The sequence below is a fragment of the Vibrio agarivorans genome, assembly GCF_030409635.1.
GTDB classification, from domain to species: Bacteria; Pseudomonadota; Gammaproteobacteria; order Enterobacterales; family Vibrionaceae; genus Vibrio; species Vibrio agarivorans.
Map to the genome: position 1 here is coordinate 165,431 of NZ_JAUFQF010000004.1, position 21,870 is coordinate 187,300.

Sequence of the window (21,870 nt, forward strand, 5' to 3'; positions counted from 1 at the left end):
GTAGATGTTGCGTAAGCGTAGCAAAATTAGAGATTATCGTGAGGAGTCACGCCTATTTAAGGTGCGTGCCGTCTTCGCATTTGTCGGAATCATTGCCCTAATGTGTTTGTTGCTGGGCAACCTCTACCACATTCAAGTCAATCAATACCAAGACTATAAAACCCGCTCAAACGACAACCGCATCAAAGTGGTTCCAATCGCACCTAACCGTGGTCTTATTTATGACCGTAACGGGGTGTTGCTTGCTGAAAACCGCCCGGTATTCAATCTGGAGATCATCCCAGAGCAAGTAAAAGACATGCAAGCGACCATCGAAGGTTTGCGTAATATACTCGTGATCAGTGATGAACGCGTTGAGCGTTTTGAACGTGATCGCCGCCGTACCCGACGTTTTAATGCGATACCACTGCTCACACAGCTCAGTGAAGAAGAAGTCGCCACCTTCGCTGTCCACCAGCACAAATTCCCTGGCGTTAACGTCAACGCTACGCTCAAGCGCCACTACCCTTATGGCGAAATCCTAACGCATGTGATTGGCTACGTATCTCGCATTAACGACAGAGATATGGATCGCCTGATCCGTGAAGAAAAAGACGCCAACTATCAGGCCACTCGTGATATCGGTAAGCTCGGCATTGAGCGCTATTACGAAGATATGTTGCATGGCACTGCTGGCTACCAAGAAGTCGAAGTTAACAGCCGTGGCCGAGTTATCCGTACCCTAAAATACGTGCCGCCAACGCCGGGTAAAGACATTGTTTTAAACCTAGATATCCGCCTGCAAACCTATCTGTTTAACCTTCTTGATGGTCGTCGTGGATCTGCCGTGATTCTTGACCCTGAAGATAATGGCGTTTTAGGCATGGTCTCAAGCCCAAGTTACGACCCAAATGCGTTTGTGCATGGTATTTCAGGTAAAGCGTATCGCGCGCTGCTCAATGACAAAAACCGTCCACTGGTGAACCGTGCTACTTTGGGTATTTACCCTCCCGCTTCCACCATTAAGCCTTTCTTAGCGGTAGCTGCACTGCAAGAAGAGGTGATTACGACGAGAACCACGCGAAACGACCCAGGCTATTGGCGTATTCCAAACTCCAACACTCGTCCTTTCCGTGACTGGTTGCGCTGGGGACACGGCAAAGTAGACGTGGTGAAATCGATTGAAGAGTCAGTGGATACTTTCTACTATCAAATCGCTTATGATATGGGCATTGATCGCATCTCCAAGTGGATGAAAATGTTTGGCTTTGGTGATTTTACCGGTATCGATATTCACGAAGAGAGTAAGGCAAATATGCCAACGCGTGAATGGAAGATGGCGCGTCATAAAACACCTTGGTACCAAGGGGATACCATTCCTGTTGGTATCGGACAAGGCTACTGGACAGCTACGCCGATGCAATTAGCGAAAGCCACATCAGTACTTGTACACCGCGGTGAAGTGATTGCACCGCACCTACTTCGTGCCACCATTGATAACGGTGAACGTTTTGAGCGCCAAGAGCTTGCTGAAATCGAGACGTTCCCACCGATTACTGATGTCCCGAACAAGTACTGGGATGTTGCCTTTAAAGGTATGTACTTAGTCAATCATGGTGGTCGCGGTACTGCACGGCGTGCATTTGCCAACATGGATTACAAAACGGCGGGTAAATCCGGAACAGCACAGGTGTTCGGCCTAGCCGAAGAAGAAGAGTATGATGCCGATGAAGTTGCAGAACACTTACGTGACCACGCGCTTTATACTGGTTTTGCCCCACTTGATAATCCAGAAATCATCGTAACCGTCGTTCTGGAAAATGCCGGGGGCGGTTCAAGTAATGGCGGTCCAGTTGTACGAGATATCTTTGATAAAGTGTTGATGTCGCCTGAAGAGGAAGCAGTCAAATGAAACTAGACCCTTCAACCGGTCAAAACCGTGCCTTCTTCCAACGCCTCCATATCGACCTACCACTATTGCTGGGCATTCTCGCGCTGATGGGCTTTGGCCTAGTCGTGATGTATAGCGCCAGCGGCCAAGATGTCGGCATGATGGACAGACAAGCCATGCGTATGGTGCTCTCTATTGTCGTGATGGTTGTGCTTGCCCAAATACCGCCTCGCACCTACGAAACCCTTGCCCCTATCATGTTCTTCTGTGGGTTAGGGTTGCTGCTTGGGGTGCTATTTTTTGGTGAAGCCTCTAAAGGTGCTCAGCGCTGGCTGAACCTTGGCTTTGTCCGCTTCCAGCCATCGGAGCTGATGAAGCTCGCGGTGCCTCTAATGGTGGCACGCTATATCGGTAAAGGCACACTGCCCCCAACATTTCAGACCCTAGTGATGTCGTTGGTTATGGTGATAGTACCAACCATCTTGATTGCTAAACAGCCCGACCTTGGCACATCAATCCTTATTGCAGCATCCGGCATTTTCGTTATTTTCCTCGCAGGCATAAGCTGGAGGATCATCATTGCTGCCGTGGTGGGTGTCGGTGCGTTCGTTCCAATTCTCTGGTTCTTCTTGATGCGTGAGTATCAAAAAGTGCGGGTAAGAACACTGTTTAACCCTGAATCTGACCCACTTGGGGCGGGCTATCATATTATCCAGAGTAAGATCGCCATCGGCTCTGGGGGCATTTCTGGCAAAGGTTGGTTGCAAGGCACTCAGTCACAACTTGAGTTTCTTCCTGAGCGTCATACCGACTTCATCTTTGCTGTTATTGCCGAAGAGTGGGGAATGATTGGAATCTTAGCCCTGTTCGCACTCTACCTTTATATCATTGGCCGTGGGCTGTATCTCGCAAGTCACGCGCAAACCGCTTTTGGTCGAATGATGGCTGGCAGTATCGTGCTGAGCTTCTTCGTCTATGTATTTGTCAATATCGGCATGGTCAGTGGCATCTTGCCCGTTGTTGGCGTGCCCCTCCCTCTAATAAGCTATGGCGGTACATCCATGGTGACACTAATGGCAGGCTTTGGCATCTTGATGTCGATTCACACTCACCGAAAAGCATTCTCTAAGGCGTCTTAGTATGAAATTGAACCGTAAACTGTGTTTATTAGGCTTAGTTACTGGCCTGCTATTTGGTTGTTCAAGCCCTGATGGTGAGCGCTATGACTTAGAAGATGATGTGCCACCTCAGACACCCATTTCTGTAGACCACATTGAAGGGATTACTCCTCGCTATGAGCCATACAGCCTTGGGGGCAACAAAGACTACACACTACGTGGTCAAGACTACACGATTGTCAAAGACGCCAAAGGCTTTACAGAGAAAGGCAAAGCCTCGTGGTATGGAAAGAAATTTCACGGCCATTTGACCTCCAATGGCGAGATCTACGACATGTACTCCATGACAGCGGCGCATAAAACGCTACCACTGCCAAGCTATGTCAAAGTGACCAATGTCGACAACGGCAAGCAAACGATTGTAAGGGTCAATGACCGTGGCCCTTTTCACGAAGGGCGCATTATCGATTTAAGCTACGCCGCTGCCCATAAACTTGGCGTCGTTCAATCGGGTGTGGCGAATGTTGAAATTGAGGTCATTACCGTAGAAAAGCCACAAAGCAGCGCAGGTCAAAAATCACACCCTAAGTACATTATTCAGGTGGCCAGCTCACAGCATAAAGATCGCTCTGAAGCTCTCGCCAAGCAGTTAAGCAAAGATCTAGGTGTAGAGAGCTTTGTCCAGCCTGCAAACAATGTTTATAGAATTCTTCTTGGCCCTTTTGCCGATTATGATGACACCCAGGCAACCTTGTCTGAGATTAAAGGCTCTGGTCACAGCTCAGCCTTTATTCGCAAACACACTGCCCAATAAAAACGAAAAAACAACACTATCAGAATATTATGATCAATCTCTCTCTAAAGCCTTCGCTCAATAAGGCTTTGCTCGCCTCTATGGCAGCGCTATTCGCCTCTTTTTCTGCCAACGCTAGTATCGTTCCAAGCCCACCGGCCGTCGCGGCAAAGGGGTACGTTTTAATGGACTATCATACCGGCGAACTGCTCGCGGCAAGTAACGAAAACACTCGCCTGTCGCCAGCCAGCTTGACTAAAATGATGACCAGCTATGTGATTGGTCAAGAGGTCAAAGCGGGTAACGTCTCTCTCGATGACGATGTCACCATCAGTAAAAATGCCTGGGCTCGCAACTTCCCTGGCTCCTCAAAGATGTTCTTAGAAGTGGGTAAAACCGTTAAGCTTGAGGAGCTCAACAAAGGCATCATTATTCAATCAGGCAACGACGCTTGTGTAGCAGCCGCTGAACACATCGCAGGCTCTGAAGGCGCATTTGTTGACCTAATGAATGGCTGGGCTCAGCATCTTGGCATGACCAACTCGCACTACGGAAATGTGCACGGCCTCGACAACCCTGAGCTTTACTCAACGCCTTACGATCTCGCGCTATTAGGCCAAGCCTTAATCCGCGATGTACCAGAAGAGTATCGCGTCTACTCAAATAAGTCGTTTACCTACAATGGTATTACCCAGCACAACCGTAACGGGTTGTTGTGGGATAAGAACATGAATGTCGACGGCATCAAAACCGGTTACACCCGTAACGCGGGCTACAACTTAGTCAGCTCGGCAACTCAAGGCGAAATGCGCTTGATTGCGGTTGTCATGGGAACAAAGAACCCAGATGCACGTAAATCGGAAAGTAAAAAACTCCTTAGTTATGGCTTCCGCTTCTTCGAAACCGTTGCGCCAAATACGGCAGGTGAAGTATTCGCAACCGAAAAAGTCTGGATGGCGGATAAGCCAACCATCAACCTTGGCGTAGACGAAGATACTTTTGTCACTTTACCTCGTGGTAGTGCAGACCAACTTACGGCAAACTTCGTCTTAGACCAAGAGCTGCAAGCACCTATTGAGAAAGGCCAAAAAGTCGGTACGCTATACTATGACTTAGAGGGCGAAAACATCGCGCAGTACTCACTAGTGGCACTGGAGTCGGTTCAAGAAGGTAGCCTATTTAGCCGCATGTGGGATTACATTGTCATGCTTGTGAATAGCTGGTTCTAACTCGCAGACACACTCAACCTTGAGATTGTTCGGGAATGGCAGTACTATTCGTGCCCATTCCTGTACCAGAGATTTTGGAGTTTACTATGCTGACGATTAACTCAGACGCAAAATTGAAAGACTTGCTTGAGTTCCCATGTTCATTTACCTACAAGGTCATGGGTTACGCTAAGCCAGAACTGCCAGAGAAAGTGCTTGAGGTGATTCAACGCCACGCACCTGGTGATTACAGCCCAGTAGTGAAGCCAAGTGCAAAGGGCAACTACCACTCTGTGTCTATCAACATCACTGCGACCTCTATCGAGCAGGTTGAAACCTTATACAAAGAGCTAGGCGAGATTGATATCGTTCGTATGGTTCTGTAAAAAGTTTAAGTTTTAAATTTTTTTTGAAAGCAGCCTTAGGCTGCTTTTTTATTATTTATCAGATAGATAGCTAAAAATGAATTTTAGCTAAGTTAAAAACCTGTCATCAAAATGTAGTTTAGCAGCCCTTTCCTGTTTATAATCCTATTCGAAGTTTGTATAGGATCATGGAACTAAGATGGAAAATAGACTGATTGTCAGACACTTAGGTCGCCAAGACTACCAACCTGTATGGCAAGCAATGCATGACTTTACCGATACTCGCGATGAGAATACGGTTGATGAGGTGTGGCTTGTTGAACACAACCCCGTTTTTACGCAGGGTCAGGCTGGGAAACAAGAGCACCTACTCAACACTGGAGATATACCAGTGGTACAAAGTGATCGCGGCGGTCAAGTTACCTACCATGGTCCCGGTCAATTAGTCGCTTACGTATTGATTAATCTGCGCCGAAAAAATATCGGTGTGCGAGATTTAGTCACCCATATCGAGAACACGGTGATCAATACACTCAAACGCTTTGATGTCGAGTCCGCAGCACGCCCTGATGCTCCAGGTGTCTATGTCGACAATCGCAAGATCTGCTCACTCGGTCTGCGCATTCGTCGCGGCTGCTCTTTCCATGGGCTCGCTCTCAACATCAATATGGACCTTACCCCCTTCCTACGCATCAATCCTTGTGGTTATGCTGGCATGGAAATGGTTCAGCTGAATGACCTCACCTCAACAACACAATTAAAACAAGTCCAGTCACCTTTAATCGAAGAACTCGTTGCATTGTTAGATTACCAAGACATCGAGTTTGTTACGGAAGCGGTAGAACATGAGTAAACCAATCCAAATGGAAAAAGGCGTCAAATATCGTGACGCAGATAAAATGGCGCTTATTCCAGTTAAGAATATGCCTACAGAGCAAAAAGAAGTGCTACGTAAGCCTGACTGGATGAAAATCAAGTTGCCATCAGACAGCCAGCGTATTCAAGATATTAAGTCGGCGATGCGCAAGAACAACCTTCACTCGGTATGTGAAGAGGCCTCTTGCCCTAACCTAGCAGAGTGTTTTAACCACGGTACGGCGACCTTTATGATTCTTGGTGCCATCTGTACTCGTCGTTGCCCTTTCTGTGACGTAGCTCATGGCCGCCCGGTTGCACCAGAAACGGATGAACCACAAAAGCTCGCGAAAACAATCGCAGATATGAAGCTGAAATACGTCGTAGTGACATCAGTTGACCGTGACGATCTTCGTGATGGTGGTGCGAAGCATTTCGCAGATTGTAATCGTGAGATCCGCGCACTCAACCCGAGCATCAAGATTGAAACACTTGTGCCTGATTTCCGTGGCCGTATGGATGTCGCACTTGAGCTGCTGAAAGATAACCCGCCAGATGTGTTCAACCACAACCTTGAGACAGCCCCGCGTCTTTACCGTAAAGCTCGTCCGGGCGCAAACTACAAGTGGTCTTTACAACTGCTTCAGAAATTCAAACAGCAGCACCCAACGGTGCCGACCAAATCTGGACTGATGATGGGCCTTGGTGAAACAAAAGAAGAAATCGTTGAAGTACTCAAAGATCTTCGTGCACATGGCGTGACTATGTTGACCTTAGGTCAATACCTTGCCCCAAGCCGTCACCACTTGCCAGTTGAACGCTACGTGCCGCCTGAAGAGTTTGATGAGCTCAAAGAGATTGCACTCGAGCTAGGCTTTACTCACGCTGCATGTGGACCATTTGTTCGCTCGTCATACCATGCCGATATGCAAGCGCAAGGTATTGAAGTGAAATAGCATCACACTCTCCTGAAAAGGTTGGCTTTCAATGTCAACCTTTTTTATGAGTGGGAGAGCTCTGACTGAGCAGGTTGCTTCACCAAGCTAAAACACAGAACAAACAGCAGAGCTATCAACGGAAGCGACCCAAGCAAGACACCAAACCATGCCCCCTGCTGCCAGCAATAGATCAGCCAAAAACCGCCTAAACTTCCCCCTACATAATAATGAACTAAGTAAAGTGCAACTGCTGTCGCTTTGCCAGTTGAAGCCTTCTTGCTGGTCCAAGCGTACGCTAGAGTATGGGTAAAAAATGCGCCAAAGCTGATCAGCAACAGTCCCAATACCATCGCAGAAATAGACTCTATATAAGCGATAACAATGCCCACTAGCATCAACAAAGTCCCTAGCCCTATCCCCATGCTAGTACTCCCTCGCCATTTTGACGACAAGCTCGAACTGAACGTGCCTGCCAGGTAACACAAGAAAATCATACTCGCGATCCCCACAGGCAAGTTATGTGGTTCAGCCACAAGACGAAAGCCCATTACAGTGTATAAGTTAACAAACAAGGCAAAGTTAATGCCGCCAATGAGCATCGCTATCCACAGTGGCTTGTTGTGAAAATGCCTTAATACAGCACGGTTATGATGCCTTAGAAGCCCCGCTTTCGGTTTGAAATACTGTTGTTTAGGCAAACAATACATCACAAAAATAGCGCCCAGAAGGGTAAAGAGAGCCATCACACCTACCGCCACTTGCCAGCGCCCTACTTCAAGCAAAAGCCCTCCAAATAAACGACCACAAATTCCACCAACTGAGTTCGCCGCTACATAGATAGCGATAGCATGAGTAAAGGCTTTATCACTTAACTCTTCGACTAAATACGCCACACCAACCGCTAGGTAACCCGCAAGACACAGCCCTAAAATCGCTCGCGCAAGTATCAGCAAAACCAAGCTGTCAGACAGGAGCATCAACGCACTCACGACAGGCAACGAAAACAAGCTCATTAGCATCACTTGTCGCCGTCCTTGCCTCTCAGAATAGACCGCCCAAGGAATCAAGCTCACTGAGAGAACCAGAGAGGTGATGGCAAACACCCAATTGATTTGAAATGCAGTCGCAGAGAACTCGAGCGCGAGCTGAGGCAGCATCGGTTGAAACAAGTACAAGTTACAAAAGATAAGAAACGCCCCAAGGGCGAGGCTGAAGGTGATGCGATAGTAAGGCTTAGACTGATATTCAACCATGAGAAACTCACACCTGTTATTGCAGAACATGTGACCAATCTAGCAACCAAAATGAAATTAATTAAATATATTAAAACTATCTCTTGTATATAATTTTGATATCCATGAACGCTAACTATCTCAAGCACTTTGTTGCTGTCGCCGAACATGGCAGCTTCACCCAAGCCGCCCATACCCTGAATATCGCACAGCCTCCCTTGAGCATATCAATAAAAAAACTAGAGCAAGATCTTGGGTTGACGCTATTCCTTCGTAAAGGAAGACAGGTCTCTCTAACATTAGAGGGTGAAGTGCTCTACAAACATGCGAAACAGGTTCAACAGTCGCTTGAAGACACGAAAACAGCGATGGAAGAGCTCAGAGGCTTAGACAAGGGAGAAGTTCGGTTAGGCGTTCCGAGTATGATGGGATCCTACTATTTCCCGGAAATCTTAATGGCCTTCAAGAGTCGATACCCTAACTTAAAACTTACGGTGATCAATGCGGGCACACGTTCTATTCGTCAAATGCTGCTCGATGGAACACTCGATATCGGGGTAATCAACCACTATACCGAAGCAGAGACTCTCGAAACTGACCATCTCCTCACATCAAATATGGTGGCAGCGGTTGGAAAACAGCACCCACTGGCACAACACTCGACTATCAGCTTAAAAGAGTTCTTTCAACATGAGCTAGTGTTGTTTGAAGCTGGGTATTTTCATCGAGACTTTATCGAGAAGAAGGCGCAAGAGTATGGTATGCCTATGCATTTCTCATTTGAAACTAACCTGTTACCACTCATTCTGAGCATCGTCAAAAATGAGTTTGCCATTACCGCCCTACTCGATATGGTGACGGACTATGAAAAAGACGTTGTCGCTATCCCATTTGATGAAAGTGTTGAGCTTAATCTAGCCCTTGCTTGGCGCAAGAATGGCTATCTCTCTATTGCACATAGAACGTTTATTGAGTTTGTAAAACAGAACCGCTAGAACAAAAAAAGCCCCAATGCTGGGGCTTTGATTCAATTTCGCTAGGGATTATGCGTAAACAGGAAGGCGTTTACAGATCTCTAGAACTTTTGCTTTTGTCGCTTCAATTACTTCTTCGTTGCCGATGTTGTCTAGAACATCACACATCCAGTTTGCAAGCTCTGTCGCATCAGCTTCAGAGAAACCACGACGAGTGATCGCTGGAGAACCAACACGGATACCAGAAGTCACAAACGGGCTACGCGGGTCGTTTGGCACTGAGTTTTTGTTCACCGTGATGTTCGCTGCACCTAGTGCTGCATCCGCTTCTTTACCTGTAATGTCTTTGTCAATTAGGTCAACAAGGAACAGGTGGTTTTCAGTACCGTTTGATACGATTTTGTAACCACGCTCTTGGAATTGAGCGACCATCGCTTTAGCGTTTTTAACAACGCGCGCTTGGTATTCTTTGAATTCTGGCTCCATCGCTTCTTTGAACGCTACCGCTTTACCCGCGATCACGTGCATTAGAGGACCGCCCTGACCACCAGGGAAAACTGCCGAGTTCAGCTTCTTGTACATGTCTTCGCCAGCGTTAGATAGGATAAGGCCACCACGTGGGCCTGCTAGCGTTTTGTGCGTTGTTGTTGTCACAACATGAGCATGTGGTACTGGTGTTGGGTATACGCCTGCTGCGATTAGACCCGCTACGTGAGCCATATCAACAAATAGGTACGCATCCACTTTGTCTGCGATTTCGCGCATGCGAGCCCAGTCTACGATTTGAGAGTAAGCAGAGAAACCGCCGATGATCACCTTAGGCTTATGCTCTACAGCAAGCTGCTCCATCTCGTCGTAGTTGATCTGACCTGCTTCATCGATACCGTAAGGGATAACGTTGTAGTGTTTACCTGAGAAGTTTACTGGAGAGCCGTGAGTCAGGTGACCACCGTGCGCTAGGCTCATACCTAAGACTGTATCACCTGGGTTCAGTAGCGCCATATATACTGCGCTGTTTGCTTGAGAGCCAGAGTGAGGCTGAACGTTTGCGTACTCACAACCGAACAGTTCACAAGCACGATCAATCGCTAAAGCTTCCGCTTTATCTACGTACTCACAACCACCGTAGTAACGCTTGCCAGGATAGCCTTCAGCATACTTGTTGGTTAGCTGAGAACCTTGTGCTTCCATTACACGTGGGCTTGTGTAGTTCTCAGAAGCAATAAGCTCAATGTGCTCTTCTTGACGTAGAGTTTCTTCCTGGATTGCTGCGAATAGTTCCGCATCGTAATCTGCGATATTCATATCACGCTTTAACATCTGTATCTCCTGACTCAGATTTATACTGAAAGTTGCAAAAAAACAGCTCAATGACGTGACGCAAACGTTTTCGTCATCGATTTGGCGCACATTCTACATAACTTGATCTAGATCATAAAGAGGTATCTGCACAATTTATTATGCAGTTTTCTCATACTCAACCTCGATTTTGTTCATGTTGGCAATAAGTACGCATTTAGTCTGACTCCATAGTACGTTTTTGACCGATTAATTGCGACGTAGAATTCGTAATTTCTTATAGACATCTGACAAGTTTGTACGTAACGAGCATCGTTAAGTTCTTGTCCAACGTTATCGTCAACTTTTACGGTTTACAGTGTGTATAAATCCACTGACATATCGACATGATAATTTATTTGCAGACCTATTTTTCGTTATTCCTTTCTCATACTATTCGCGCTCAAAATTTCATAAACAACAAACAAGATTGCTCAGCTGGATTCGTCATGGAAAAGCACACAAATAAAGAAGATTGGATTGCGATAATCACGGGAACATTTTTGGTAGCTCAGGGGGTGTTCTTTTTACAAAACGCGCAGCTTCTTACGGGCGGTACAACAGGGCTAGCACTGTTGCTATCGCAAATCATACCTCTAACATTCGGTGTGCTTTACTTTGCATGCAACATTCCCTTCTACTTAATGGCGTGGCAGCGCTTTGGTCGTCGTTTTGCCATCAATAGTGCAATTTCTGGCGGGCTGGTCTCTATCTTTGCCGATCATCTACATTTGCTGATCACTGTCGATCATATCAACTCTATTTATTGTGCCATTGCGGGTGGGCTACTGATGGGCTTAGGAATGCTGATTCTGTTCCGTCATCGCTCAAGCCTCGGCGGCTTTAATGTGCTATGTCTGTTTGTTCAAGATAAGTTTGGTATTTCAGTGGGTAAAACCCAGATGGCGATTGATGCGGCGATTTTGATTGCATCGAGTTTGTTTGTCACGCCTTGGGTGATTGGATTGTCGGTACTGGGGGCAGTGATATTGAACTTGGTGTTGGGTATGAATCATAAGCCGACTCGCTACACCGTCAGCTATTCATAGCGTAAAAATGAAGGGAAGATAGTTAATCTTCCCTTCTCAATCTCACACAAACATCACGTTATAAAGCAAACCAGCCCCTACCGCCATGGTCAAGATAACTCCAACAAAAGCCACCAGCATTTGATTCTTAAAGATCGATTTCAATAGAATCAGCTCAGTCAAACTCGCACCTGCGCTACCAATAATCAACGCCATCACAGAACCCAATGCCATGCCCTTTTTGACCAGTGCAGCACTCAGTGGAATCACAGCCTCTGCACGGATATAAAGAGGAATACCAATCACGGCTGCTACGGGAATGGCATACCAAGCATTTGAGCCTGAGTATTGAGCGATAAAGTCCGTTGGAATAAAACCATAGATGAATGAACCAATGGCGATACCTAGCATCAGATAAGGCAAGACTTGTTTAAAATCTTTCCATGTTGCCAGCCAGATTTTGCCCCAGCGGTTTGTTCTCCAAGTTGAAACGGGGATGTTACTTTTACTACCAGAGCAGCAAGACGTTGCGGGTTTTGGCTCATCACCACACGATGAATTGCTTGAAGAGGAGCAACTTGGTTTAGACTCACTTTCATAAGCTTCTGGCTTAATATAGCGTTCAAAGCCTAGCTTCTCTAAAACATAGCCAGCAACCACAGAGACCAACATCGCCACCAGGAAGTAGAACAGCGCCACTTGCCATGAGAAGGTCACCACAAACAAGCCAATAATGATTGGGTTCAATAGAGGACTTGCAAACAGGAAAACCATCATAGGCCCGAAACCTGCTCTCGCTCTCAACAGCCCTTTCAAGAAAGGGATTGTCGAGCATGAGCAGAATGGTGTGATCGAACCCATCAGCGCCGCGACCAAGTAGCCTTTGCCATTTTGCGAGCTTAACACTGATTGAATTTTCTCTGGTGTTAAGTAGCTCTGTAATACACCGACCACGTAACTGATCGCCAAAAAGAGTATGGTCAACTCCACTGCGAGAAAAACAAGCATCCCCGCCGCCTCTTGAGCCATGTGTAGCCATTGTTGATTCATCATTTTCTCCAAACTGTCTAGAATCTCACCTTATATTTCGATAATTATAGAAATATAAACCTTGTGCACAAGAGTTATTTCGACAAATATCGAAATAAAATTTTAAGCGACTGTTTCGGATGAATTTAGCTATAATTCTAGAAACATCGAATTTGTACGTAGGGGATAAGATGGAGTTAGAAGCGGTAGCCAAAGCCCTCAAAGAGCTCGGTCATCCAACTCGATTGAGTATTTATAAAAGTGTCGTAAGAGCTGGGCACCAAGGGATAGCGGTAGGTGGATTACAAGAAAAGCTCGGGATCCCCGGCTCTACCCTCTCTCACCATATTTCGACTCTGACATCAGCTGGGCTCTTGTCTCAACGTCGTGAGGGACGCACCCTCTACTGTGTGGCAGAGTATCAAAAGCTCAATACAGTGATCGGATTTTTGCAAGACGAGTGCTGCATCGATGAAGAGTGCTCTGAAGATTTAGGCAAACCCTGAACTGAGGTATCCAGAACTGCGGTATCCAAAACGAAAAGGGAGAGAACTTATTCGTTCTCTCCCTTTACTATTTAACGATATATCATTGACTTAGTTCAGCTCATACTTATGTAACATCGCTTGCTGATGACCAGCGATGTCTGCCACTTGTTCGGCACTTTCCACCAATGAAGCCAACTGTAAGTTCGAGTTGTCACTCTGATCATTGACGTGAACAATAGAGCGACTCACATCTGCAGTCGCACGCTGCTGCTCTTCTGTTGCAGCGGAGACGTGCTCTACACGCAAACGAATTTGGCTAATTGATGATTCGATATCCTCAAATGAGCTCTTAACACGTTCGCTGGACTCCAAAGCAAACGTCATCTCTTCACGTGATTCTGTCACTGACTGGCGTGAGCTTTGTGCCGCAACCATCAGCTCTTCCATCATTTGGCGAATATTGCTGGTTTGCGCGGTTGTGTCACTCGCGAGCTTACGTACTTCATCCGCAACAACGGCAAAACCACGTCCCATATCCCCAGCACGCGCCGCTTCAATCGCAGCATTCAGCGCCAATAGGTTGGTGTTGTCTGCGATGCCGCTAATCAAATCCACCATTTCACTGATTTGACCGACTTTCGCATCCAGTTCATTCATCGAGTGTTCATTGCGGCTTAACGTGTTTTCTAGCTGCTGCAGACGCTCACGATTATCTTCCATCGCAGCCAAGCCAACCGTCGCAAACTCCTCTGCTTCTTGAGAGTTATTGAATGACTCGGTGGTCATGTTAGCAATTTCTTTAATTGATGCTTCTAGCTCAGTGACGGTCGTCACCATGCTCTCTAACGAACTGCTTTGGGCTGACAAACTATTGCGCGTCTCTTCCGCAGCACTGTGACTGATCTCGGCTGTTTGATATAGGGTTTCACAGTTACGCGTCACGATTTCAATCGAAGAGTGAGTTGAGTCGACAACCTGATTGAGCTTACTCGCGATATCACGAATCTCTGTTGGCCCATCAACAACCGCCTGGCCACGCAAATCGTGCTCCGTCAGCTTAATCAACTGGTTAAAAATACTCTTGAGAGACTGATTGATCCAACGGCGCAGAACAAAAAACAGCGTACTGACCATCACAATCAAGCCAACCGTCGCCGACATCAACATGATGATATTGCGCTGAATGGTCTCATTGACTACTTGCTGACCTGAGTCGATTAGACTTGCCGCTGTATCGGAGATCTCACTCAGAAGCAATGTCGTTTCATCGGCCAACACTGCCGCCTTTGCTAAATCATCATCCTGGGTTTCCATCAACTCCAGTCGGTCTAAAATTTTGCCTAAAACACCGCTGTCTTCAAAACCTTGCATCACCATGTCATATGAAGTCGTCATACTAGCGAACTCTTTGATTTCTGGGAGCCACTGAGCAAAGTCATCATAGGCCAGTGAAATACCTGCAATTCGGTTGCGCATTTCACGATATTCACTCTGCGCGCGCTCGAGCTCGTCTTGCATCATCAAGGTTAAGAATGTGCTTTCCATTGAACTTGCATTGGCAATGAATCGACTTGCCGCATCAGCCACCATCGGGTTGTCACCGCCAAGCGATAAGCTAATACGGTTCATCTCCGGCCCAATCGACGATAGGCCATAATGGAACCCTGTCACCTCTTTATCAATCTGAGCTTTCATGAAAATAGCTTGAGATTGTGTGGCAAGAATTTTCTGCGTTAGAGCCTGAAGCTCAACAATTTTTTCGGCGAGTAGAGTGCGCTGCTGCGTATTTAAAATACCCTCTTGTTGCTCTGCTATCTCAAAAAGGTTTTGCACGCGAAAATCACTGCGCTCGTTCAGCACATTGATGCGTTGTCGTGTGTTTTCTAGCTCAAGAGAAGAGTCTAACTGCGTACCATAATTAAGGAGTTTTAACTGCTCCAGAACATCTTGAGTGAGCGCGGCGTTATTCATCGCCAGCGGCATCGCTCGCTCTGATAAGGTGTCAAACTGCTGCTTGACCTGATTAAGACCGTTGGCACTTAGTAAGCTCAGTGCAACAAAAAAAGCGATGACTAGACCAAAGATCACACTCAACGAACCAATCAAAGATATAGAGCGTTTCTCTTTGTTTCTTTTTGAAGGCGCCATGACATTTCCATTTTGAATAGACAAAACCAGCACGCGGTTTCGCGTGAAATTAGAAAAACTAAACCAAAGCCGAAATGCATAAGAGCCAGAATGGGCTGCAAACAGTTGTTTGCATTATAGATTTAAGTAATAGCTTACGCAGACAGTACGACTCAGTCCGTCTGGCATTGATAATATTTATGTAAGGTGACACTTTTATTAAAATGAGGCGTCTGCCACAAAAAACCGTCTAGATAACCGCCAAATCAATCAATTAATTAACAGCATGCCGATGTAGTACAAACAATAAAAAACCGCTGCTAACATGTTTGCTAGCAGCGGTTTTCATTATCAAATCTCGGAGAGTATGTTAGTGAGCAGTACGTCCCTTGGTATCGTGATCGATTTCAAGATTAAGCTCTGCCTCAACATGACCCGGCGAACGGGTGTTCACGGAAATCAGTCGGTACATTGCAGGAATCACGAACAGGGTCACTAGTGTGGCAAAACCCATACCAAAGAAGATCACCGTACCGACCGCGACACGGCTTTCATAGCCTGCCCCTGTCGAGAGAATCAATGGAATCGCACCAGCAAGTGTCGTAAACGCCGTCATCATGATCGGACGCAAACGGCGAGCCGAGGCGTCAATGATAGCCTGTTCAAACTCAACTCCTTTATCCCGCAATTGGTTAGTAAACTCGACAATCAAGATACCGTTTTTGGTTACCATACCGATAAGCATGATCATACCGATCTGACTATAGATGTTCATACCCTGCGACATAACGAACAAGCCAAGGAAGCCACCAAATACCCCCATTGGGACAGTAAACATCACCACTAATGGGTTAATAAAACTCTCGAACTGCGCAGCAAGTACAAGATAAGCCACCAGCAGTGCTAATGCGAATACCATGGCAACACTCGATTGGTTTTCTTTAAAGTCTTTTGACTCTCCTGAATAGCTAATTGAGATGTCACTTGGCAGCTGCTCGATAGCCTTTTGATCTAAGAAATCAAGCGCAGCACCCAACGTTGCCCCATCAGACAGATTCGCTTTCACCGTGACCGATTTCTGCTTATTGTAGTGAGATAAACGTGTCGCTGAGGCGACCTCTTCTATATGTGTGAGAGCATCCAGGGTAACTAACTCACCTGAAGCGGAGCGCATGTAGATTTGTGACAAATCTGCAGCGTTATTGAAGCTATTTTCATCACCACGTAAATAAACATCATACTCTTCGCCTCGGTCAACATAGGTGGTCTCTTTCTTACCACCTAGCATGATTTCCAGAGTGCTTGAGATCTCTGATACTGCAATGCCCAATTCAGCAGCGCGTTGGCGATCCACCGAGACAACCAGCTCCGGCGTTTTCTCTGAGTAGTCTATTTCAGCCCCTTCCATGAGTGGCGACTCTTCCGCTTGTTGCTTCAATAACTCAGCCCAGTCTTTCAACTCAGCATAGTCAGAGCCTCCCAAGACAAATTGGACTGGTTCACTCGATCCACCTCTGAAGCCTGGCATGAATGGGAATACACGCACATCAGGAATACCAGCAAGTGCCTTGCGGATTTCTCCTAATGATTGTTGAGCAGTCAGGTCTCGCTCATCCCAGTCATCTAGAATCATGATCACAAAGCCTGTTTGGTCGCCAGCATTGCCGCCAAACGCTGGCGATTGAATACTAAATGACTTTAAAAAACCGTCACCTAGCAATGGCATAAGTCGTGATTCTACCAAGTCCATATTGGCTGCCATGCGGTTATAACTGGTCGCATCGGCGCCACGAACAAAAGCAAACACAACACCACGGTCTTCTGAAGGTGTAAGCTGCGCTGGTACTTGCTGCATCACACCGTAGCTACCACCAATACAGGCCAAAATGACCAAAGGTGCCGCCCACTTAAACTTCAGCGCTCGAACTAATACCCAGCGATAACCATTTTCAAAGCGTTTAAATACGCGATCCACAAAACGATTAAAGCGATTTGGCTTCACATTCGCTTGCAGGATCTTACTACCGAGAACGGGCGTCAGAGTCAGTGCGATCAACGAAGAGAAGATCACAGCCATTGAAAGCAAGACCGAGAATTCTGTAAACAGCAAACCCACCATGCCTTCCATAAAGGAAATCGGCAGGAACACCATTACCAGAACGAGTGTTGTTGCGACAACAGCAAAGCCGACTTCACGAGCCCCTTTATAAGCCGCAAGTAGCGGTTTTTCACCGCGCTCTATGTGATGGTAAATGTTCTCAACCACCACAATCGCATCATCAACCACCAAACCGATAGACAGAATCAGCGCCATCAAGGTGATTAAGTTGATAGAAAAACCAAAGTAATAGGCGGCGATGAACGAAGAAATCAGTGATACTGGAACTGTGACTGCTGGGATCAGTGTCGCGCGCGCTTGGCCAATAAAGATATACAACACCAGAATGACCAGACCACCTGTAATGAACAGCGTGCTGTACACTTCTGCAATTGAGCGCTCGATGAAGATAGTAGAGTCGTAATCAATCGCTAAGCGCGTACTGTCAGGTAAGAACTTTTGAATATCTTCGACTTCTTTACGCACAAGTTGTGCAACTTCGAGTGGGTTAGCGTCTGATTGAGGCACAATCCCCATACTGACGTTCACCACACCGTCACTTTTGAAGGTGGAGTTTTCGTTTTCTGCACCGACGTAAACATCTGCGACATCTTTAAGGTAAATTGGCGTATTGTCACTAGCTCGCTTTACCACCAGATAATCAAAATCTTCCGGCGTGTTATACGCGCGAGCGGTTCGCACCGACATCGTAATCGCATCATTGCGCACTTCGCCGCCCGGGCTTTCAAGGTTTTCACTTCGCAGCGACTGCGTAATATCGGTAGTCGTGACCCCTCGCCCAGCCATCAGTTCAGGCTTGAGTTTTACATACATCACCTTGTACAGGCCACCGGAAACATCCACCGATGACACACCTGAAATCAGGCTGAATCGGTCCATCAACACACGATCGATGTAGTCCGTTAGTTGAGTACGATCCATCTCTGATGAGCTTAGGTTGATATAGATCGATGCTTCACCCGAGCCATTGTTTTTAAAAACAATCGGATCATCGGCTTCTTCAGGAAGTGAGCGCTGCGCGCGAGCAACCGCATCACGAACATCACTGACCCCAGTATTTAAGTCATAACCAAGATCAAAGGTAATCGTGATACGTGATATACCGTTACGTGTGGTTGAAGAAATTTCATCGATACCACTAATACCGGAAAGCTGGTCTTCTAATACCGAAGTAATTTGCGATTCAATAATCGTTGCAGACGCACCTTCATATCGAGATGAAATGGTCACCACAGGATTTTCAATATCCGGCATTTCGCGAACCGCAAGCTTGGTAAACGATACAAAGCCGAACACACACAGCAGTAAGCTCAGTACGACAGCGGCAACTGGCCGTTTAACGGAAACATCAGATAACCACATCGTTATTTATCCGCCTTTTCTGGTTTACCACCTTTAGAGCGAGGTTCGCTTGGCTCCTGACCTAAAATGGTCACTTGCGCACCATCGCGCATGTTAACGATACCTTGCACGACAATTTGCTCACCAATATCGAGGCCTTCCTCGATCACCACCTCGTTTTCGATACGAGCGCCGAGGATAACTTCACGGCGACTAGCTTTATTGCTGTCATCGATGACATAGACGTAGCGTTTGGTACCTGAATACTCCAGGGCTTGTACCGGAATAATCGGCGCAGAAATCGGTGGGAATGCTATAAAGGAAGAGACCAACATACCCGGTTTAAGCTGATTATCCGAATTCACGAAATGAATACGTACGCGTAAGTTCAGGGTTTCTTGGTTAATGCGAGAGTCAATAGCAACCACCTCACCTTCGAACTTAGTGTTGCCCCACGCGGCCGTGGTTGCGATAACTTCCAAGCCTTTGTCAATTTGAGATAAGTAACGCTCTGGCACTTGAAGGTCGAGCTCCATTACTGACAAATCATCAAGAGAAATCAGCTCATCACCCGGATTGACGAGTTGACCACGGCTGAAATCAATAAAGCCGACTGTGCCAGCAAAAGGCGCTCGGATATAGTGATCATTCATATCAGCTTGAGCAACATCAAGTCTTGCTTGAGCAATCGACACACTGGCTTTTTGCGCATCAATTTCAGTTTGCGTAATCGCATTGCGCTTCACCAAGCGCTCAAACTCTGCGAGCTTACGCTGCTCATCTTTTAGATACGCTTGTGCTTCCGCCAAGGTAGCTTGTGCTCGATCATCATTAAGTGCAATCAGCACTTGTCCTTGATTTACCGAGTTATTGGCCTTTACGAGAATTTTGTCTACGCGTCCCGTTACCTCTGAAGCAAGATCAACAGACTGTTCCGCTTGAAGCTTACCGACCAAAGTAAGAGATTGAGAGACTTGGTGCGCATCGACTTCTTGTGTGACAACCGTAATAGAAGAGGCACCCGGCCCTCTCGCCTGAACTACTGGCGTTGTTGCCATTAGTGAAAGGGAGAGGAGTCCGATAAATAGTGGTTTGTTCATTATTTTTCTAGGTTCCATCATTGAACATCTCTCAGTAGTGTAACGGTTTTCCATGACGATTAACGTCAAGGAATGTAAATGTATGAAAAATAGCGCCCACAATAGCTATTACGTGCTTAATTGCGGTTCGATCTTACAGTGTAAAGTGATGGAAAGTGGTGAATAACTGCATGTTTACGCTAAAAACTGCGCCACTTTGAATAAAAAGACAGCGTTTGATTCAAAATCATAAGAAAACGCTTTACAGCCCAGACGAGTTTGCTATGATGCGCCCCGCACTCAAGCAAAGCGTTGGGAAAACTTGCGAGAGTTTAGTTCTTAAAGTTAAACTTTATGAAACTATAAAACCCCTGGGGGGGTTCCCGAGTGGCCAAAGGGAGCAGACTGTAAATCTGCCGGCACTGCCTTCGATGGTTCGAATCCGTCCCCCCCCACCATCTTTGAAAGCCAGCTCATTGAGCTGGCTTTTTTCGTTTTCGCTATCTGAACAATCACTATCTACACTTATATCAATTAAGCTCACCCATCGAGCGGATCATAAGGTAGTGTCTATGCATCTATTGTTTACTCTTCTTTCACGCTCTTTGCTTATCTTTAGCCTTTGCCTGCCAGCAAAGCTCTTCGCCGAAGACTACGCTTCCCTCTACGAAGATAACCACAATTTAGAGTATGCCGATCTTATTGTTGAAGTGCGTGGTTTCAAACTCCCTACACGAACAGCTTTTCTCGGGTGGGTGATCATGAATGGTATTACTGAACAGGTAAACGAGATACATCAGCAATTTATTGATGCCGGCATTTATGAAAAACATGGGAAAACCATGCCTCTGCATCTGGTTTTATTGCAAGGGACTGATTGGGTTTTAAATGGTACTTCGCTGTTTACTCTACCGACCGAGAAAAATGTGCCAAATATGATTAGAACCGTAAAGTTTATTCAACAATACGTTGAGCCAGAGCTAGGGCCACTAATCCCAGTGTCAGGTAAACGCAGCACCTTATATAATCAATCGGCAGGGGGCGCACCAAGAAGTAAACATATGGAGTTTTGCGCGCTTGATCTTGTCCCAGCAAAAGAGATAACTCGCACAGAGTTACATCGCGCTTTAATGAGGATATACAATAAAGTTGGCAGAGAGCATAGTATGGGGCTGGGGCTCTATTCTGGTGTACGATTTCATATCGACACCTGTGGGTATAGAAGTTGGTAGACTGATGAAATCACCCCAAACCGTCTCGTTTGAACAGCGTATCGAAACGGTTTGAGTGTCTTGTGTTTATCTAGCTTGCAAGATAGCTTGGCACGTCGGCGATGCTGTCTAGCACGGCATCAGCAATAGCTTCGCCTTTTTCAGTCATTGGCTTGCCTGTACGCACAAGGATTTTTGTGCCAACACCTGCCGCTTGAGCTGCCATCATGTCTTCAGCTTTATCACCCACCATGACCGAGTTTGCCATGTCGATTTTTAGGAAATCTTTGGCGGAGTTAAACATACCTGGTTTCGGCTTACGGCAATCACAGTCTTGTAAGTAGTCGCCTTGGCCATGCTCTGGGTGGTGAGGGCAGTAATAAATGCCATCAAATTCGACACCATTATCTGAGAAATTCCAGTCCATCCATTGCGTCAGTGAAAGAAAACGGTCTTCTGAAAACTTACCACGCGCAATACCTGATTGGTTGGTTACCAGCACAAGCATATAGCCCATCTCTTTGAATTTCTTTGCTGCTTCAAAGACACCATCTACATACTCAAAATCGTGCTCATCATGAACATAGCCATGGTCTACATTAATAACACCATCACGGTCTAAAAATACTGCTGGTTTCGCCAAAATAGGTTTCTCATTTCACTCAGGAATTGCGCTAATTATCGCACGCTTTACGGATTTGAGCACGGCTAAATTGTCTGAAAGCCGGACATTTAACCGTTTGGACGTCTAGACGTA

The 21,870-nt window shown here is 46.4% G+C and carries 18 protein-coding genes and 1 tRNA gene; 12 read left to right on the forward strand and 7 right to left on the reverse strand.

Translation table 11 applies throughout. The annotated features are described in order from the left end of the window. Positions 1-4: 4 nt before the first annotated feature. The 7 genes from mrdA to lipA all read left to right on the forward strand — a co-directional run bounded on the left by mrdA (position 5) and on the right by lipA (position 7,165). On the forward strand, positions 5-1,891 hold the full coding sequence (gene mrdA / locus QWZ05_RS09145; protein ID WP_290298071.1) for a penicillin-binding protein 2: 1,887 nt from the start codon (positions 5-7) through the stop codon (positions 1,889-1,891). Further along, the gene (gene rodA, locus QWZ05_RS09150) at positions 1,888-3,009 is read left to right on the forward strand and encodes a rod shape-determining protein RodA (protein ID WP_290298073.1); all 1,122 of its coding nucleotides are present in this window, start codon (positions 1,888-1,890) and stop codon (positions 3,007-3,009) included. Before mrdA ends, rodA begins: the two co-directional genes overlap by 4 nt. A gap of 1 nt (position 3,010) precedes the next feature. Next, the gene (locus QWZ05_RS09155) at positions 3,011-3,802 is read left to right on the forward strand and encodes a septal ring lytic transglycosylase RlpA family protein (RefSeq protein ID WP_290298075.1); all 792 of its coding nucleotides are present in this window, start codon (positions 3,011-3,013) and stop codon (positions 3,800-3,802) included. A gap of 29 nt (positions 3,803-3,831) precedes the next feature. After that, the gene (locus tag QWZ05_RS09160) at positions 3,832-5,010 is read left to right on the forward strand and encodes a serine hydrolase (RefSeq protein WP_290298077.1); all 1,179 of its coding nucleotides are present in this window, start codon (positions 3,832-3,834) and stop codon (positions 5,008-5,010) included. Between the two features lie 86 nt (positions 5,011-5,096). Further along, the gene (gene ybeD / locus QWZ05_RS09165) at positions 5,097-5,375 is read left to right on the forward strand and encodes a DUF493 family protein YbeD (protein ID WP_164649566.1); all 279 of its coding nucleotides are present in this window, start codon (positions 5,097-5,099) and stop codon (positions 5,373-5,375) included. Positions 5,376-5,553: 178 nt separating this feature from the next. After that, positions 5,554-6,207: a lipoyl(octanoyl) transferase LipB gene (gene lipB / locus QWZ05_RS09170; protein WP_264874982.1), complete on the forward strand. Its 654-nt coding sequence runs from the start codon at positions 5,554-5,556 to the stop codon at positions 6,205-6,207. Continuing rightward, the gene (gene lipA, locus QWZ05_RS09175) at positions 6,200-7,165 is read left to right on the forward strand and encodes a lipoyl synthase (protein WP_264874981.1); all 966 of its coding nucleotides are present in this window, start codon (positions 6,200-6,202) and stop codon (positions 7,163-7,165) included. The genes lipB and lipA overlap by 8 nt, the downstream gene beginning before the upstream one ends. A 44-nt stretch (positions 7,166-7,209) precedes the next feature. Here lipA and QWZ05_RS09180 read toward each other — a convergent pair whose 3' ends face one another. Then, complete coding sequence (locus tag QWZ05_RS09180; RefSeq protein ID WP_290298080.1) at positions 7,210-8,400, reverse strand: MFS transporter; 1,191 nt, start codon at positions 8,398-8,400, stop codon at positions 7,210-7,212. Positions 8,401-8,504: 104 nt separating this feature from the next. Between QWZ05_RS09180 and QWZ05_RS09185 the strand changes: the two genes are divergently transcribed. Beyond that, positions 8,505-9,374, forward strand: coding sequence for a LysR family transcriptional regulator (locus QWZ05_RS09185; RefSeq protein ID WP_290298082.1), 870 nt, complete (start codon positions 8,505-8,507; stop codon positions 9,372-9,374). Positions 9,375-9,422: 48 nt separating this feature from the next. Here the strand turns inward: QWZ05_RS09185 and glyA are convergent, their stop codons facing one another. Continuing rightward, complete coding sequence (glyA, locus tag QWZ05_RS09190; protein ID WP_290298084.1) at positions 9,423-10,673, reverse strand: serine hydroxymethyltransferase; 1,251 nt, start codon at positions 10,671-10,673, stop codon at positions 9,423-9,425. A 467-nt stretch (positions 10,674-11,140) separates the two neighbouring features. On the opposite strand from glyA, the gene QWZ05_RS09195 reads away from it, so the two are divergent. Continuing rightward, positions 11,141-11,740, forward strand: a complete 600-nt coding sequence (locus QWZ05_RS09195) for a YitT family protein (protein ID WP_264874977.1) — start codon at positions 11,141-11,143, stop codon at positions 11,738-11,740. 42 nt (positions 11,741-11,782) lie between these two features. Here QWZ05_RS09195 and QWZ05_RS09200 read toward each other — a convergent pair whose 3' ends face one another. Further along, positions 11,783-12,769, reverse strand: a complete 987-nt coding sequence (locus QWZ05_RS09200) for a permease (protein ID WP_290298088.1) — start codon at positions 12,767-12,769, stop codon at positions 11,783-11,785. 170 nt (positions 12,770-12,939) lie between these two features. Here QWZ05_RS09200 and QWZ05_RS09205 point away from each other — a divergent pair, with 170 nt between their 5' ends. Next, a complete protein-coding gene (locus QWZ05_RS09205) occupies positions 12,940-13,254 on the forward strand; it encodes an ArsR/SmtB family transcription factor (RefSeq protein ID WP_264875465.1) in 315 nt (104 codons plus the stop codon). Between the two features lie 90 nt (positions 13,255-13,344). On the opposite strand, the gene QWZ05_RS09210 is transcribed toward QWZ05_RS09205, so the two are convergent. The 3 genes from QWZ05_RS09210 to QWZ05_RS09220 form a co-directional block, all read right to left on the reverse strand. Next, positions 13,345-15,384, reverse strand: coding sequence for a methyl-accepting chemotaxis protein (locus QWZ05_RS09210; RefSeq protein WP_264874975.1), 2,040 nt, complete (start codon positions 15,382-15,384; stop codon positions 13,345-13,347). Between the two features lie 349 nt (positions 15,385-15,733). Beyond that, positions 15,734-18,844 (reverse strand): vibriobactin export RND transporter permease subunit VexH, encoded by a 3,111-nt coding sequence (vexH, locus tag QWZ05_RS09215; RefSeq protein WP_264874974.1) that lies wholly within the window; start codon positions 18,842-18,844, stop codon positions 15,734-15,736. A 2-nt stretch (positions 18,845-18,846) separates the two neighbouring features. Further along, on the reverse strand, positions 18,847-19,923 hold the full coding sequence (locus QWZ05_RS09220) for an efflux RND transporter periplasmic adaptor subunit (RefSeq protein ID WP_264874973.1): 1,077 nt from the start codon (positions 19,921-19,923) through the stop codon (positions 18,847-18,849). Positions 19,924-20,275: 352 nt separating this feature from the next. On the opposite strand from QWZ05_RS09220, the gene QWZ05_RS09225 reads away from it, so the two are divergent. After that, positions 20,276-20,360, forward strand: a tRNA-Tyr gene (locus tag QWZ05_RS09225). Positions 20,361-20,474: 114 nt separating this feature from the next. Further along, a complete protein-coding gene (locus QWZ05_RS09230; RefSeq protein ID WP_290298092.1) occupies positions 20,475-21,134 on the forward strand; it encodes a D-Ala-D-Ala carboxypeptidase family metallohydrolase in 660 nt (219 codons plus the stop codon). 70 nt (positions 21,135-21,204) lie between these two features. On the opposite strand, the gene gmhB is transcribed toward QWZ05_RS09230, so the two are convergent. Continuing rightward, complete coding sequence (gene gmhB / locus QWZ05_RS09235; protein ID WP_290298095.1) at positions 21,205-21,756, reverse strand: D-glycero-beta-D-manno-heptose 1,7-bisphosphate 7-phosphatase; 552 nt, start codon at positions 21,754-21,756, stop codon at positions 21,205-21,207. Positions 21,757-21,870: the final 114 nt, after the last annotated feature.

What these genes read in the sequence shown, in the direction of transcription:
- ybeD (WP_164649566.1), top strand. Translation starts at nt 5,097, where the DNA reads ATGCTGACGATTAACTCAGACGCAAAATTGAAAGACTTGCTTGAGTTC.
- QWZ05_RS09155 (WP_290298075.1), top strand. Translation starts at nt 3,011, where the DNA reads ATGAAATTGAACCGTAAACTGTGTTTATTAGGCTTAGTTACTGGCCTG.
- QWZ05_RS09160 (WP_290298077.1), top strand. Translation starts at nt 3,832, where the DNA reads ATGATCAATCTCTCTCTAAAGCCTTCGCTCAATAAGGCTTTGCTCGCC.
- QWZ05_RS09220 (WP_264874973.1), bottom strand. Translation starts at nt 19,923, where the DNA reads ATGAACAAACCACTATTTATCGGACTCCTCTCCCTTTCACTAATGGCA.
- QWZ05_RS09230 (WP_290298092.1), top strand. Translation starts at nt 20,475, where the DNA reads ATGCATCTATTGTTTACTCTTCTTTCACGCTCTTTGCTTATCTTTAGC.
- QWZ05_RS09180 (WP_290298080.1), bottom strand. Translation starts at nt 8,400, where the DNA reads ATGGTTGAATATCAGTCTAAGCCTTACTATCGCATCACCTTCAGCCTC.
- QWZ05_RS09200 (WP_290298088.1), bottom strand. Translation starts at nt 12,769, where the DNA reads ATGAATCAACAATGGCTACACATGGCTCAAGAGGCGGCGGGGATGCTT.
- QWZ05_RS09205 (WP_264875465.1), top strand. Translation starts at nt 12,940, where the DNA reads ATGGAGTTAGAAGCGGTAGCCAAAGCCCTCAAAGAGCTCGGTCATCCA.
- glyA (WP_290298084.1), bottom strand. Translation starts at nt 10,673, where the DNA reads ATGTTAAAGCGTGATATGAATATCGCAGATTACGATGCGGAACTATTC.
- rodA (WP_290298073.1), top strand. Translation starts at nt 1,888, where the DNA reads ATGAAACTAGACCCTTCAACCGGTCAAAACCGTGCCTTCTTCCAACGC.
- mrdA (WP_290298071.1), top strand. Translation starts at nt 5, where the DNA reads ATGTTGCGTAAGCGTAGCAAAATTAGAGATTATCGTGAGGAGTCACGC.
- vexH (WP_264874974.1), bottom strand. Translation starts at nt 18,844, where the DNA reads ATGTGGTTATCTGATGTTTCCGTTAAACGGCCAGTTGCCGCTGTCGTA.
- QWZ05_RS09185 (WP_290298082.1), top strand. Translation starts at nt 8,505, where the DNA reads ATGAACGCTAACTATCTCAAGCACTTTGTTGCTGTCGCCGAACATGGC.
- QWZ05_RS09210 (WP_264874975.1), bottom strand. Translation starts at nt 15,384, where the DNA reads ATGGCGCCTTCAAAAAGAAACAAAGAGAAACGCTCTATATCTTTGATT.
- lipB (WP_264874982.1), top strand. Translation starts at nt 5,554, where the DNA reads ATGGAAAATAGACTGATTGTCAGACACTTAGGTCGCCAAGACTACCAA.
- lipA (WP_264874981.1), top strand. Translation starts at nt 6,200, where the DNA reads ATGAGTAAACCAATCCAAATGGAAAAAGGCGTCAAATATCGTGACGCA.
- QWZ05_RS09195 (WP_264874977.1), top strand. Translation starts at nt 11,141, where the DNA reads ATGGAAAAGCACACAAATAAAGAAGATTGGATTGCGATAATCACGGGA.